General features: G+C 49.0%; 13 protein-coding genes and 2 other annotated features. Of the genes, 2 read left to right on the forward strand and 11 right to left on the reverse strand.

From position 1 onward, the window contains the following. Positions 1 to 280 precede the first annotated feature (280 nt). The 4 genes from L6I86_RS34215 to L6I86_RS34230 form a co-directional block, all read right to left on the reverse strand. Positions 281 to 1,306, reverse strand: a complete 1,026-nt coding sequence (locus L6I86_RS34215) for a molybdopterin-binding protein (RefSeq protein WP_236293276.1) — start codon at positions 1,304 to 1,306, stop codon at positions 281 to 283. Between the two features lie 75 nt (positions 1,307 to 1,381). Continuing rightward, a complete protein-coding gene (locus L6I86_RS34220) occupies positions 1,382 to 1,873 on the reverse strand; it encodes a MogA/MoaB family molybdenum cofactor biosynthesis protein (protein ID WP_056608535.1) in 492 nt (163 codons plus the stop codon). A 111-nt stretch (positions 1,874 to 1,984) separates the two neighbouring features. Beyond that, positions 1,985 to 2,479 (reverse strand): cyclic pyranopterin monophosphate synthase MoaC, encoded by a 495-nt coding sequence (moaC, locus tag L6I86_RS34225; protein WP_276574933.1) that lies wholly within the window; start codon positions 2,477 to 2,479, stop codon positions 1,985 to 1,987. A gap of 16 nt (positions 2,480 to 2,495) precedes the next feature. Continuing rightward, positions 2,496 to 3,125 carry a 5-formyltetrahydrofolate cyclo-ligase gene (locus L6I86_RS34230; protein ID WP_236293278.1) on the reverse strand — a complete coding sequence of 210 codons (630 nt, stop codon included), beginning with the start codon at positions 3,123 to 3,125 and terminating at the stop codon, positions 2,496 to 2,498. A gap of 242 nt (positions 3,126 to 3,367) precedes the next feature. Here L6I86_RS34230 and L6I86_RS34235 point away from each other — a divergent pair, with 242 nt between their 5' ends. Continuing rightward, the gene (locus tag L6I86_RS34235; protein ID WP_236293279.1) at positions 3,368 to 5,323 is read left to right on the forward strand and encodes an ABC transporter ATP-binding protein; all 1,956 of its coding nucleotides are present in this window, start codon (positions 3,368 to 3,370) and stop codon (positions 5,321 to 5,323) included. A 534-nt stretch (positions 5,324 to 5,857) separates the two neighbouring features. On the opposite strand, the gene L6I86_RS34240 is transcribed toward L6I86_RS34235, so the two are convergent. The 7 genes from L6I86_RS34240 to L6I86_RS34270 all read right to left on the reverse strand — a co-directional run bounded on the left by L6I86_RS34240 (position 5,858) and on the right by L6I86_RS34270 (position 11,928). After that, positions 5,858 to 7,435, reverse strand: coding sequence for a 2-isopropylmalate synthase (locus L6I86_RS34240; RefSeq protein ID WP_236293280.1), 1,578 nt, complete (start codon positions 7,433 to 7,435; stop codon positions 5,858 to 5,860). A gap of 253 nt (positions 7,436 to 7,688) precedes the next feature. Then, positions 7,689 to 7,948: a binding site (T-box leader), on the reverse strand. A 61-nt stretch (positions 7,949 to 8,009) separates the two neighbouring features. After that, positions 8,010 to 8,261 (reverse strand) — a binding site (T-box leader). Between the two features lie 239 nt (positions 8,262 to 8,500). Then, entirely contained in the window at positions 8,501 to 9,541 is a 1,041-nt protein-coding gene (gene tsaD / locus L6I86_RS34245; protein ID WP_236293283.1) for a tRNA (adenosine(37)-N6)-threonylcarbamoyltransferase complex transferase subunit TsaD, read from the reverse strand. Between the two features lie 64 nt (positions 9,542 to 9,605). Then, positions 9,606 to 10,109, reverse strand: a complete 504-nt coding sequence (gene rimI / locus L6I86_RS34250; protein WP_056608522.1) for a ribosomal protein S18-alanine N-acetyltransferase — start codon at positions 10,107 to 10,109, stop codon at positions 9,606 to 9,608. A gap of 2 nt (positions 10,110 to 10,111) precedes the next feature. Continuing rightward, the gene (gene tsaB / locus L6I86_RS34255; protein WP_236293285.1) at positions 10,112 to 10,921 is read right to left on the reverse strand and encodes a tRNA (adenosine(37)-N6)-threonylcarbamoyltransferase complex dimerization subunit type 1 TsaB; all 810 of its coding nucleotides are present in this window, start codon (positions 10,919 to 10,921) and stop codon (positions 10,112 to 10,114) included. Further along, positions 10,902 to 11,399: a tRNA (adenosine(37)-N6)-threonylcarbamoyltransferase complex ATPase subunit type 1 TsaE gene (gene tsaE / locus L6I86_RS34260; protein ID WP_420851966.1), complete on the reverse strand. Its 498-nt coding sequence runs from the start codon at positions 11,397 to 11,399 to the stop codon at positions 10,902 to 10,904. Before tsaE ends, tsaB begins: the two co-directional genes overlap by 20 nt. Before the next feature lie 164 nt (positions 11,400 to 11,563). Continuing rightward, positions 11,564 to 11,746, reverse strand: a complete 183-nt coding sequence (locus L6I86_RS34265) for an H-type small acid-soluble spore protein (RefSeq protein WP_236293287.1) — start codon at positions 11,744 to 11,746, stop codon at positions 11,564 to 11,566. Next, positions 11,743 to 11,928, reverse strand: a complete 186-nt coding sequence (locus tag L6I86_RS34270; protein WP_056608512.1) for a hypothetical protein — start codon at positions 11,926 to 11,928, stop codon at positions 11,743 to 11,745. The genes L6I86_RS34265 and L6I86_RS34270 overlap by 4 nt, the downstream gene beginning before the upstream one ends. A 157-nt stretch (positions 11,929 to 12,085) precedes the next feature. Between L6I86_RS34270 and ku the strand changes: the two genes are divergently transcribed. Beyond that, positions 12,086 to 12,967 carry a non-homologous end joining protein Ku gene (ku, locus tag L6I86_RS34275; protein WP_236293289.1) on the forward strand — a complete coding sequence of 294 codons (882 nt, stop codon included), beginning with the start codon at positions 12,086 to 12,088 and terminating at the stop codon, positions 12,965 to 12,967. Positions 12,968 to 13,037 lie beyond the last annotated feature (70 nt).

Here is a 13,037-nt window from a genome sequence, read left to right on the forward strand (position 1 = left end):
TAAGTCAATAAAAGAATACAAGTTAAGGATGCCTCAGTAAGTATGCTCAATGGATAAATCCATTAAAATCTCACATTTAACGCTCGAAAAGGGACTTTCATTGGATAAATCCAATATAGTTCCCGGTAACGCCCGAAATATGGCTTATTTTAATCATACTGAGTGGATAAATCCAATAGAAGGGGCTAAATCAGCTGGCAAAAAAGAAAATGACTGGATAAATCCAATGAAAAGAGTTGTTTTGGTATTAGAGCAAGAATCTGCCCTTACACTTTCTCTTTTAACATTGATAAAATCCGCCGTAGCCCATCTCCGTGATGTCAGTACGCACGATTTCTTCGCCTGCGCAGATGCGCGGCAGCAGCACGTCAAAGGACGTGTACGGGTCGTGCATCACACAACCCGGCAGGCCCATGATCGGCAGATCGCCCAGATAGGCGATCATCAGCATCGAGCCCGGCAGCATCGGCGTGCCGTAGCTGACCACGCGGGCGCCGGCCGCCTTGATCGCACCCGGCGTGCGATCATCCGGGTCCACGGACATGCCGCCCGTGACCAACACCAGATCCACGCCTAGCGCAGCAAGCGCGTGGATCTCACCCACTATCGCTTCACTGTCATCCGACACGAAGCGTTGGTCCACAACCTCGGAGCCGAGCTGCGCAACCTTCTCTTTCACAACCGGGCCGAATTTATCCTGAATTCGGCCCTTAAAGACCTCGCTGCCCGTCGTAATAACGCCGACACGCAGCTTCCGAAACGGCTTCACCTCGAGCAAGGTGAAGCCCTCCTCACGTCGAGCCGCGGCTAGCCGCTCGACCTCGACAACCTTCGCTTCGTCGACGATCAGCGGGATCACCCGCGTACCGACCAGCGAAGCGCCGCCCTGAACGACCGTGTTGCTGCGAATCGTCGACAACACGACCTCATCGATCGCGTTCACGCTGTCCACGAACGCTTTATCGATTTTCACCAAGCCGTGAATCTCCGACTTCACGTTCACTTTGCCCTCATGTGGCTCAGTAAGTCTGAGATCCGAACACTTATCTGTTCCCGCAATGGCCCGCGCCATGCGCGAGGCAGCCTCATCCTCATGGAGATAGCCAGGTTGCAGCTCCATCACATAGATATGTTCCTTGCCGATGCTGAGCAGGGCAGGTATATCCGATTCGTTCACTTGATGACCTTTGCGGAACAGCCGGCCTTTGAACTCGCCTGGCAAAATCTGCGTGAGATCATGCGGAAGAATCATGCCGATCGCATCTTCCACTTTAACCTCGCGCAGCATAGAAGTATCTTTACTCATCACGAGTCACCTTCTGACTTGTTCCTATTAATCCGCACTTCATCATGCGGCAGCTTACACGCTTCATGTTCCCATTCACCCGTGATCGCCTTCTTTGCCTGTTAGAATACCCAGCGCATGAGGAAGTTGATCAATGATCGCCATCAGATTCTCTTGAACACCCTTCGGACTGCCTGGCAAATTAATGATCAGCGTGCGTCCGCGAATGCCAGAGACGGCTCGGGAGAGCATCGCTTTCTTCGTTTTTTGCATCGAGATCATGCGCATCGCTTCAGCAAAACCAGGGGCAACACGATCAATCACATTGAGCGTTGCCTCTGGTGTGACATCTCGCGGAGCCAAACCTGTTCCACCAGTTGTTAAAATTAAATCCGCTTGATAATAATCAGTCATTTCTATTAAGGAAGCCATAATTTCGTCCATCTCGTCCGGAACCACCCGATACTCGATGATCTCGCCTTGAATTTCCTCTTCAATCAGCTCGCGGATTACCTGAGCGCTAGTGTCTTCTCGTTCTCCTCGGTAACCGCGGTCACTGGCTGTCAAAATCGCAACTTTCCAGTGCATCCTTCGTCACCTCTCCCTTGTTCACTGAATGAGATCAACCCACTAACCGGCGTGATACGCAGAACAGAACCTCACCCAATTATCGGTATGTTCGCACAGCGTCTTAGTCCCTCACGCTTTGTTGTCTTGCCTGTGAAAATCCCCGTTTTTACCGCCTGTTTTCATTACAAGCAGGGTCGAGTTAATTATCATATCTTTCTCTACAGCTTTGCACATATCATACACGGTTAATGCCGCGGCAGAAACAGCCGTTAGGGCTTCCATTTCTACCCCTGTAGGACCTGTTGTACGTACAGTTGCTTCTATGTATAGTTCATTGATGCCATTATTCGAGAACTGAATATCGACCCCAGTTAAAGCGATAGGATGGCACATCGGTATCCAGTCTGACGTTTTCTTGGCGGCCATAATGCCAGCAACTTGAGCCACGGCGAGGACGTCGCCTTTTTTCATTTTACCCTGCAGGATTAATTCAAGCGTCTCTGTCTTCATTAATAAGGTAGAGCGAGCAGTGGCTGTGCGCTTCGTCTCTTCTTTATCCGATATGTCGACCATTCGCGCTCGTCCTTGCTCATTAAAATGCGTCAATGGAGAAGAATCGGGCACTGCAATCACCTCTATATTAGGATTCTGTTTTGAACACCATCTTACTTTCGGTTACGATGCCATCCACTCGGAAATCATGCCAAGAAGAAGGCACAGCAGGAATCAATTGATTATCGAAAGCAGCTGCAACGGCAAAAGGTCTTTTCAAACCGCGCGCAGCGAATAACTGCATAAAGCGATCATAGAAGCCTCCGCCATAACCTAAGCGACCGAAATCCAGATCAAATGCTAAACCTGGAACCACAATCATGGATATCGTGCCCAAATCATGTTCAATGGGAACATCACTTCGCGGCTCTCTAATCCCATAAGCACCACTTTCGAGGTCCTCATAGCGGCTTATGATGTGCAAGTTCATCGTTTTCGTATCTGCTACTACCTTCGGTATCAGCACACGAATTCCCTGCTGCCAACACCATTCCATTAATGGGGCAACGTCGGGTTCAGAACGAAAAGGCATATAGCTCATCAGCGTAGGCTGAGAATTGGACGGTATTTGTCCCTGTTCAAACAGCTTATCCGAACATAGCTTCACCATTCTTTGGTTGATTAGTTGTTGCTTCTCATCACGTATCTCAGTAACAATCGAAGCACGTCGTATTTCCATTTCCTTGCGTAATTCTATTTTCCGCTCTCGGATGTTCATCATAAGCTACAGCCCTTCCTAGCGAGGAGTGGTTTCCCCCATTTTAACATAAATAAAGTAAAAAACTATACTCGTACCAGAGACCCCGTCGAATGACCTATATTTCATGTCTAAATTAAGCAGGCGTTGCCCTCATTCTTCGTGTATACTAATGATTTGATGGGATTAAAACAGCGACTGAAGGTCAACTTAACTAGGTTCTTACATTAATATGTATCTAAAACGCAGGAGGTAGCAGCAACATGCTATTACAAGTTTCTAACATTTCCAAAAGCTATGGGGTACGCTCTGTACTCTCTAATATAACGCTTCAAATTGAAAATCGGGAACGCATCGGGCTCGTCGGGGTTAATGGCGCAGGGAAGTCTACCCTACTTCAAATCATCGCGGGTGAGATGTCATATGACAGCGGTGATCTTTTCAAAGCAAAAGAAACCAAGATCGGCTATCTCAAGCAAAACAGCGGACTTAACACAGATAAATCCATTTGGAATGAGCTGCTGAGCGTATTCAGCTCCTTATTGGAAACAGAGCGCGAACTGCGTGAGCTGGAAGCCTTGATGGCTGACCCTGACCTCATCTCCGATGAGAAAAAATATGAAACCACCATGAATCGGTATGCACTGCGCTCCGAATGGTTTCGTGAGCATGGCGGCTATGAAATCGAGGCCAAGATTCGCGGTATTTTGCACGGAATGGGCTTTGGACAGTTCGCACCAGAGACCTTGGTTAACACCCTAAGCGGAGGGCAGAAGACCAGATTGGCTCTAGCTAAAATGCTGCTGGAAGAACCCGATCTGCTCATGCTCGATGAGCCTACCAACCATTTGGATATCGCCACATTGACGTGGCTCGAAGGCTATCTGCGCGGCTATCCTGGTGCTATTCTCGTCGTATCACATGACCGTTACTTCCTTGACGCGTTGGTGACGTCGATCTATGAAATTGAACGCCATGCCTCCAAACGGTATACGGGCAATTATTCCCGTTTTATCGAGATTAAAGAAGCGAATTATGAAATTGAATTAAAACAGTTTGAAAAGCAGCAAGAGGAGATCTCTAAACTCGAGGATTTCGTGCAGCGCAACATCGTGCGTGCCTCGACGACGAAGAGAGCGCAGTCCCGCCGTAAGCAGTTGGAGAAAATGGACCGTTTGGATAAGCCGATGGGCGATTTGAAACGGGCTTCGTTCTCTTTTGAAATTGAGCAAACTTCCGGGAAAGAAGTATTGCAGGTTGACCGACTTTCCCTTTCCTATGATGGCCGAAATCGTCTTCTCGACAGCGTCTCATTCCAGCTTCGCCGTTCCGAAACCGCTGCGCTTATTGGACCTAATGGGGTAGGAAAATCTACGCTGCTCAAAACCTTAATAGGTCAACACAAGCAAGACGCTGGTACGTTCAAATGGGGTGCTGGCGTCACGATCGGCTATTACGATCAAGAGCAGAAAGGCTTGAATCCGTCCAACAACGTGTTGGAGGAAGTGTGGAACACTTATCCCCATTTGGAAGAAGCGCGTATTCGCACGGTACTTGGCAGCTTTCTTTTCAGCGGCGAGGACGTATTCAAGAAGATTGCTGCATTAAGCGGAGGGGAAAAAGCCCGGGTCTCCCTCGCTAAGCTCATGCTTCAGAAGGCTAACGTTTTGATTCTCGATGAGCCTACCAACCATCTGGATTTATATAGTAAGGAAGTGCTGGAGTCCGCTTTGATGGATTACGAGGGCACTCTTCTATTCATCTCCCATGACCGTTATTTCCTCAATAAAATGGCGGAGAGCATGCTTGATCTGCAAAAAGATGGCTTAACAAGCTATCTTGGCAACTATGACGACTATGTGGAGAAAAAAGCGGAGCTTGCTGAAATGGAAGCCAAGCGTCTAGCCAAAGAGGCGGAGAAGAAATCTGCCGGAAGTTCCTCTTCGGTTGCTGCTGTGAAAGCTGAGGCTGCTGGTGGTGGCAGTTACGAGGCGGACAAGTTGGCTAAGCGTGAAGAACGCAGTCGTCAACGGAAGCTAGAACAGCTAGAGCTGGATATTGCTCGACTTGAAGAAGAAGTTACAGCGCTTGAAGCCGAGCTTGCTGATCCTGCTGTGTATAACGACTATATGCTTGTTCAGGAGAAAACGGCTGAGGTTGATAAGCGAAAGAGTTCACTCGCTGCTTGTTATGAGGAATGGGAAGTTTTGTTGGCTTAAAAATAGGAGGAGTTCACGTCCGTTGACGTGGACTTTTTTTGTTGTTCGATTCGTTATCGAGCAGGATGAACTGCCAACCCTGTGGACAAGTTCACAAAATGTTCAAAGTTACCCACAGGAACAGCAGATATCCTCTACTTTGTCTTGATAAGTCCTAGAGTCCCCTTCCTAAATCGTACTTTATCACCTGCTAGAGCTCTCTTATACACAAAAAAATAATGACGAATTGTTCCGATAATTTAAATCGTTCTTTGTGGAGCCCTATTTTGTTATACACAACGTTATCCACAGAAAAAAGGAGGCGTTTTCCGCCCCCTATCTCGCTTTCACTTATTTTTCCACAAGGTTATCCACATTACCCACATTTTTTTGTGAAAAAGTTATTCCTCTTACATGCCCTCCAAAAAGGTTGATATGTCGGGTTTTCTTCGAGTTATACACATTGTACACAGGGGGTGTGCATAACCTTGCTCACACGGTGTGTATATATCTAAGTTTTCTTACAATTTAGGTACATTAGACGGAATCTGTCGATTACGAAGCTGTTATGACCGTCTCCGCCCCATCGGAAGTCACGCTATTTTGCATCCGAATCGCTTGATTGCAAGCCGATATGAACGCTTTGGCAACCGCAACAAGGACATCTTGGTCGATCCCTGTGTTCTTATAAGTTTGACCGCCAACTGAGATCGTAACCTCAGCTTCTCCTGTTGCTTTCTCACCTGTGGACAACGAGTGCAGCTCAAGATCCGTGAACTCTACATCCATCGGAATAGCTTGCTGTAGACAATGTACGATGGCTTCGATCGGTCCTTCTCCAGTGCCAGAGTAGACACTTTCTGTGCCCGTCTGATTATTTCTAACGGATACGGAAGCAACGCGATTGCGATCACTGCTCGAAATCACCTGCATATGCGACAGTGTGAATGGCTCCATTTGCCCATCAACCGTGCTGCCTACAAGCTCCATCAGTTGGTCGTCAGTGACCATTTTCTGCTCATCGGCTTTTTCTTTGAAACGCGTATACAGTGAATCCAGTTCTTCACCTGTAAGCTCGATGCCGAACTGTCCAACACGATGTTTCAGCGCATGGCGGCCCGAGTGCTTGCCAAGGATAATCATGGAGCGTGGGATGCCCAGCTTTTCTGGATCCATAATTTCGTACGTATTGCGGTTTTTCAGAAGTCCATCCTGATGAATGCCCGCTTCATGCTGGAAGGCATTGCGGCCGACAATCGGTTTGTTGTAGGCAATTGGGAAGCCCATGATGCGGCTGACCATTTTGGACGTGTTAAAAATCTCACTCGTCACGATGCCCGTTTCCACGCCCATCGAATGCTTCCGCGTCTCAATCGCCATGACTAGCTCTTCAAGTGAACAGTTACCAGCACGCTCGCCGACGCCGTTCACCGTTACCTCCACATGCGTGACACCTGCCGCAATAGCAGCAAGACTATTGGCAACGGCAAGCCCCAGATCATTATGACAGTGGGCGCTATACTCGACCGTATCGCCGCCTCTTACACTTTGGCGCACTCTGCGGAACATCGCGCCATACTCTTCAGGAAGCGCATAGCCCACTGTGTCGGGGATGTTCAGAATAGTCGCACCTTCCGCGATGACTGCTTCCAGCACTTCAAAAAGGAACTCATCCCCTGTGCGTGTCGCATCCATTGGCGAAAACTCGATCCGATCGACGAATTGCTTCGCATAGCCGACCATGGCGCGAGCCATCTCCACCACCTGCTGACGCGATTTGCGCAGCTGGAAATCCAGGTGGATGTCCGAGGAGGACAGGAACATGTGAATGCGTCTGGATGCCGCGTCCTGCGTAGCTTTGACCGCTGCATCGATGTCGGCTTTGACGGCGCGGGCGAAGCCGCAGATCTCAACACCTTGCAGCTCGCGTGAAATCTGCTGCACAGCTTGGAAATCGCCAGGGCTTGAGATCGGGAAACCCGGCTCAATGGTGTCGATGCCCATAAGAGCAAGCTGTCTCGCGATGCGGATTTTCTCCTCTGGGTACAGCGATGCGCCCGGCGCTTGCTCACCATCACGAAGTGTTGTATCAAAAATGCGAATGCGTCGATTAGCAGTTGTGTTGTTTTCCATGGTTAATTCCTCCTAAGGTATGCCCGTGGGCGATGTTTATGTGGCGTGGATCAGATATTAAGCAATTATGATGCTGTAAGCGTGTTTTTCAGTGTTACAGCGTGGGATCGGTCGGATTTGACAGGTTCCCTACGCTGTAAGCGTGAATTCCAACGTTACAGTGGGGATTTGTGCGATGCGACGGATATTATCAAATGTGTTTAGTGGCTGCAGCGCACTTTCCACAGACGACAAAAAGACCCGTCATCTCCACATAAGAGACGACGGGTCTTCACCCAGCGCGGTACCACTCTTGTTGACTCCGTTAAGGAGCCCACCTCAGATATAGCCAGCAAGCTGCTCGCTACATCACCCGATCACGGAGGTCATCCGTCCATCCCTAACAGCTGTTGCCAGCCGATCAAGATGACCGCTTCCAAGCGAGTTCGGGGCTTTCTCGGTCTGCGTCGCATCAACCCGCAGCTTTCTGTACCAGAGACATGAGCCCTTACTACTCTTGTTCATCGCGTTATTTATATGTGTTTGCCAAGTTTACATTTGTTTCAGAACAACCAAAAAAGCCTGCCATCTCTATAAAAGAGACGACAGGCTTGAACCTTCCGCGGTACCACTCTAATTGATCCGAGCTATTACACTCGAAACCACTCATGTACCTGATCACGGGGGTCAACCGTCAAGACCTACTTGGGTGCTGGATCCTTGGCATCCTTATCAGTCCTACCGCTCCCGGGCGAGTTCAGGTGACGTTTCGTCTGTGCTTTCACCACATGCACAGCTCTCTGAGCGAAACTAATCAGGCCTTACTATTCCCGTTCGTTGCGTTTGAAAGTATTGATTGTGATTATAATATGCACTTTTTTCAAAGTCAATACACTTATCTGAAAATTAATTTTATTCGATTACCTGTCACGAATGCGCAAGAAGTAACTAAATTTCAAAACCTCTATGGACGCGGAAGTCGATTTCGTCCGATTTTAACTAATCACTTCAAGAAGTTCTCGCTTGTCCCAACAACGAACGTATGGAACTCATAGAATAATCAACAAGCCAGGGTGCGCGACAAAATTACCACTCTTCAAGCTTCAGCTGTGGCTCAGCCTTCAACTCCATCGAGTCGAACTCCTGCTTGTCCCACTTCAAGAAAGCGGCGGCTCCAATCATTGCCGCATTGTCTGTGCAGAGCCGGTGCGGCGGCACCAGCAGCGGCACACCCAGCTGCTCGCAGCGCTCGGCGAGCCTGCTGCGCAGCCCCTTGTTCGCGGCGACTCCGCCCGCGAGCAAGAGCTGTCTCGCGCAGTATTCCTTCACGGCGCGACTTGCCTTCTCCACAAGCACGTCGATGACGGATGCTTGGAAGCCCTTGGCAATCTGCGCGACCTGAACGGTCTCGCCGCGCATCTTGCTTTGGTTGACGACGTTCAGCACCGCGGATTTCAATCCGCTAAAGCTGAAGTCGTAGGAATCTGACTCGAGCCAGCTGCGAGGCATTTTGATCTCAGAATCGGCTTCCTGAGCAAGCCGATCCACGTGCGGGCCGCCCGGGTAAGGCAATCCCATTGCCCGGGCAATTTTATCGTAGGCCTCGCCGGCCGCATCATCGCGCGTACGCCCGATGATACGGAACTGGCCGGGGCCTTCGAGCAGAATGAGCTCGGTGTGTCCGCCGGACACGACGAGCGAAATCGAAGGATACACCAGCTCATGCACGAGCTGGTTGGCGTAGATATGTCCCGCGATATGGTGAACACCAATCAGCGGGAGGTCTAGGGCGCAAGCGAGGGCTTTGCCCGCGACGACGCCAACGAGCAGGGCCCCGATTAATCCGGGGCCTTCGGTTACGGCAATGGCGGAAAGTTCATGGAGCGATACGCCCGCTTCCGTAACAGCTTCCTCCAGCATCCATGTGATCGATTCCACATGCTTCCGGGAAGCCACCTCCGGCACAACGCCGCCATAGCGTTGATGCGTTTCGATCTGGCTGGAAATCACATTCGAGCGAATGATTTTCCCATTTTCAACAATGGCCACGGAAGTCTCGTCACAGCTCGTTTCGATGGCGAGAATATACACCGGCTTTGATGTTATGTCTTTATCATGATCTCTCATACTTTCCTCTTGCCTATCTTGTTGCATTTGTTCATTACCCACACTATTCACCTATTTGAAAGCCTCAGTCACTGAGACTATCCTTTCTACGATTGGGCAGATCTGCCCACATAACGACAGCGTCCTCGCGATTATCTGTATAATAGCCTCTACGCACACCAACGGAGCGGAAGCCTAGTTTTTCGTATAAATTTTGCGCCACATAGTTCGAAGTTCTCACTTCCAGAGTGATGCGGATCGCACCAAGGAAAGCGGATGTTTTCATCAACTCGCGCAGGAGTCTTTCTCCAAGCTTGCGTCCACGATAGGTATCTTTTACAGCGATATTCGTGACATGTGCTTCCTCCATAATGAGCCACATGCCGCCGTAACCCGCGACTTCCCCATCGATGTCCATAATCATATAATGCGCAAATTGGTTATTCGTCAGCTCATTCTCAAACGCACCTCGTGTCCAAGGTGTCGTGAACGCTTCCTGCTCGATCTCGACAATAAAAGGAATGTCTTCCATGGTCATTGAGCGGAATACCAATGAATTTTCTATGGCATGCGGCTGTCTCTGTTCCATGATTACTGTTCCCCTTTCTTCGTCTGCAGACCAGCCAGCAGATTGGCTTCCGCTTCTGGAAGCCTTGTGTAATTCGGTACAAACGAATGAACGTCTGCCTTCTCGCCTCGCGTTAATCTCGGATTAGCCAGCAGGCCAATATACTCCGCTTCAATGCCATAAGGGACAACACTTACATGTCCTTCAAAATCCTTCGTAAACTGCTCCAACTCAACCGCAAATCCCGTGGTTTCACCGACGAATAGTATGTGATCAGGCGCTAAACGACTAGCTTGCGAAAGAATCTGCTCCGTCCACGCGCCGATAACTCGAATACCATCAGGCAACACTTCATGCCAAGTCGCATCTGGTTCTCGAACTGCCGTAACAGCTGATGCCCCCTCATACGCATACACAGCAGTAAAGGCCTGCTTACGCCTCCCATCCATCAGAGGAACAACCCATGTTAAACTGCTTCCTTTATAGTCGTTCTGTACAGAACCACCAATAGCCATAGCCTCCAAACTAGATACGCCAATCAAATCTAGTCCTAACGACCATGCAAAAGTTTTGGCTACAGAAACAGCAATCCGCACGCCTGTATACGAGCCTGGTCCTTGGCCAGCTGCAACCGAGCGCAGATCTCTCGGCTTCATGCCTAGGCGAGCTAGTAAATCTTGAATGTGGGGAAGCAATCCTAGAGAATGATTCCTTTCTGCATGGGAACTCATCTCCCCGAGAAGGTGTCCATTTTCCAATATAGCAACTGTCATTGCCGATGTAGAGGTATCGATCGCTAAGCATCGCCCCGTATTAGTTATCCGTTCCGTCATGTAAATGTCCGTTCTCCTTCATCTGTACACACCAGCTCTCATACGGCGAACCGTGCGGAATCAAGTGAAATACGCGGGTTTGATCAACCTCTTGGGTGATCGTAATACTTAATCTGTCAGGTGGCAGCAGATCCTCAATTAAACTCGACCATTCAATCAGAGTAACACCTGATCCATAGAAATAGTCCTCTAATCCCAATTCATCTGCTTCCTCTTGCGAAATGCGATACATATCCATATGGTAGAAGGGGAGCCCAGCTCCCTCGTATTCTTTGATAATGGTAAATGTAGGTGAGTTTACGTGCTCAGAAATCCCCATCGCTCGAGCGAATCCTTGCGAGAATCTCGTTTTGCCAGCACCCAAATCTCCGTCCAATGTTAAGACCGTCCCTGGCTGTAGATAGGTTGATAATAGGATTCCCAGTTTATCCGTATCTGCTTCATGCTCAGAATAAAACTTAAATGTGGATTGAGCCAATGATCTCATCCCTTTCTTCCGCGTGCGCGTGCTGTTTCTATTATAGTCCTCGCTAGCAGGTGACAGCAACCCGTATGTAAAATCCTCATTCGAGGACATGTGAAATTATGAAAAGCCCTCCCCGATACCCTATCGGAGAAGGCTTATTTTGCCCATGCGGACCTTTAGTGTACCTCTTCAAGCTCCCTAGCTGGGACGACCCGAGCATCTGCGGGATTGCCTTCCGCATGCACTTTGACTAGACCTTTCCCTGCATCTACACTGTCAATCCAGACAGCCAGACCGTTCAGATCCACTTCAATTTTCTCATCTGCAGCTAAAATTTCCTGAGCACGGTGAACATTCATGGTTCATCCAGTACGGATTCCGGATAATCCATCGTATCCGTGGTTGAGTGTTCAATTAACCCACCCTGCATGGTGACGTTACCGCCTCCAAGCCCCTCATTAATCATACGATCAATGTCCATATAACAATCGTCCCTATCTTCATTGTTCGTGTCTTGCGACAGATTTGATTCTGATGCCATCCGTAATCCCTCCTTAGGTTCGCTATTTGGGTTATCATGTTGCATTTATAAACTCTCCAAACTCCCCTCTAACCATTCTCTTAAATAACTGCCGTATAAAGGTAACCACTCAAGAGAATACTAGTACAATTACGTGTGTTGGGGAGGAATTACATCGATGCATACTGTGTGGAAAGGCGCAATCAGCTTCGGGCTTGTTCATGTTCCTGTTAAAATGTTTTCGGCCACAGAGGATAAAGATATCTCTATGCGCTATATTCACAAAACGTGTATTACCCCGTTATCCTACGTCCGGAAGTGTCAAACTTGCGAGAAGGAAGTAGAGTGGGAGGAAATTTCGAAAGGCTACGAGTTTGAGCCTGGGCGTTTTATTCTTTTTGAAAAAGATGAGTTGGAGGAAATCTCCGGTGAAGCGAATAAGGAAATTAAGATTTTGGACTTCGTAAATTTAACTGATATTGACCCTGTTTATTTTCAAAAGACGTACTACCTCGGTCCCGGCGATACTGGCGCGGGTGCTTACATGCTTCTGCTCGATTCCATGCGCCAGACGGGTAAAATCGGAATCGCCAAGGTGTCGATCCGCTCCAAAAGCTCGCTAGCCGCTATCCGTGTTATCGACAATTGCCTTGCCATGGAAACCATTTTCTATCCGGATGAAATTCGCCCGATTTCGCAAGTGCCGAACCTTCCGGAGAAGGTTACCGTGAATGAGCGGGAGATGGAAATGGCGAAAATGCTGATCAATCAGCTCTCCACCCCTTTCGAACCAGAAAAGTATAAGGACGAGTACCGCGCTCGCTTACTGGATGCGATTGAGCATAAAGTGGCAGGTGAAGAAATTCAGTCTGCACCTGAAGTGCAAAAAACCAGTGTCATCGACCTCATGGCCGCGCTTCAAGCCAGCTTAAACGCGACGAAACCACCCGAGGCTAAAGTAACGCTTGGCGCGGATGCTTCGGTTACTATCGAGCCAACGACCGCGAAGAAGCCCGCGGCTAAGCCACGAGCCCGAAAGGCTAAAGAGCCGGTTACGTAATCGCAATATAAAAGTGCCCTGTCTTGGATTCCAAGATAGGGCACTTTTTTTGATTTGGGTTGGGCTGGGT

Origin of the sequence: Paenibacillus allorhizoplanae, from assembly GCF_927798215.1 — a bacterium.
Taxonomy (GTDB): Bacteria; Bacillota; Bacilli; order Paenibacillales; family NBRC-103111; genus Paenibacillus_E; species Paenibacillus_E allorhizoplanae.

Bases quoted from the DNA above. Each gene is read 5' to 3' on its own strand.
- L6I86_RS34215 (WP_236293276.1), bottom strand. From the start codon at position 1,306: ATGAGTAAAGATACTTCTATGCTGCGCGAGGTTAAAGTGGAAGATGCG.
- L6I86_RS34220 (WP_056608535.1), bottom strand. From the start codon at position 1,873: ATGCACTGGAAAGTTGCGATTTTGACAGCCAGTGACCGCGGTTACCGA.
- L6I86_RS34230 (WP_236293278.1), bottom strand. From the start codon at position 3,125: ATGAACATCCGAGAGCGGAAAATAGAATTACGCAAGGAAATGGAAATA.
- L6I86_RS34235 (WP_236293279.1), top strand. From the start codon at position 3,368: ATGCTATTACAAGTTTCTAACATTTCCAAAAGCTATGGGGTACGCTCT.
- L6I86_RS34240 (WP_236293280.1), bottom strand. From the start codon at position 7,435: ATGGAAAACAACACAACTGCTAATCGACGCATTCGCATTTTTGATACA.
- tsaD (WP_236293283.1), bottom strand. From the start codon at position 9,541: ATGAGAGATCATGATAAAGACATAACATCAAAGCCGGTGTATATTCTC.
- rimI (WP_056608522.1), bottom strand. From the start codon at position 10,109: ATGGAACAGAGACAGCCGCATGCCATAGAAAATTCATTGGTATTCCGC.
- tsaB (WP_236293285.1), bottom strand. From the start codon at position 10,921: ATGACGGAACGGATAACTAATACGGGGCGATGCTTAGCGATCGATACC.
- L6I86_RS34265 (WP_236293287.1), bottom strand. From the start codon at position 11,746: ATGAATGTTCACCGTGCTCAGGAAATTTTAGCTGCAGATGAGAAAATT.
- L6I86_RS34270 (WP_056608512.1), bottom strand. From the start codon at position 11,928: ATGGCATCAGAATCAAATCTGTCGCAAGACACGAACAATGAAGATAGG.
- ku (WP_236293289.1), top strand. From the start codon at position 12,086: ATGCATACTGTGTGGAAAGGCGCAATCAGCTTCGGGCTTGTTCATGTT.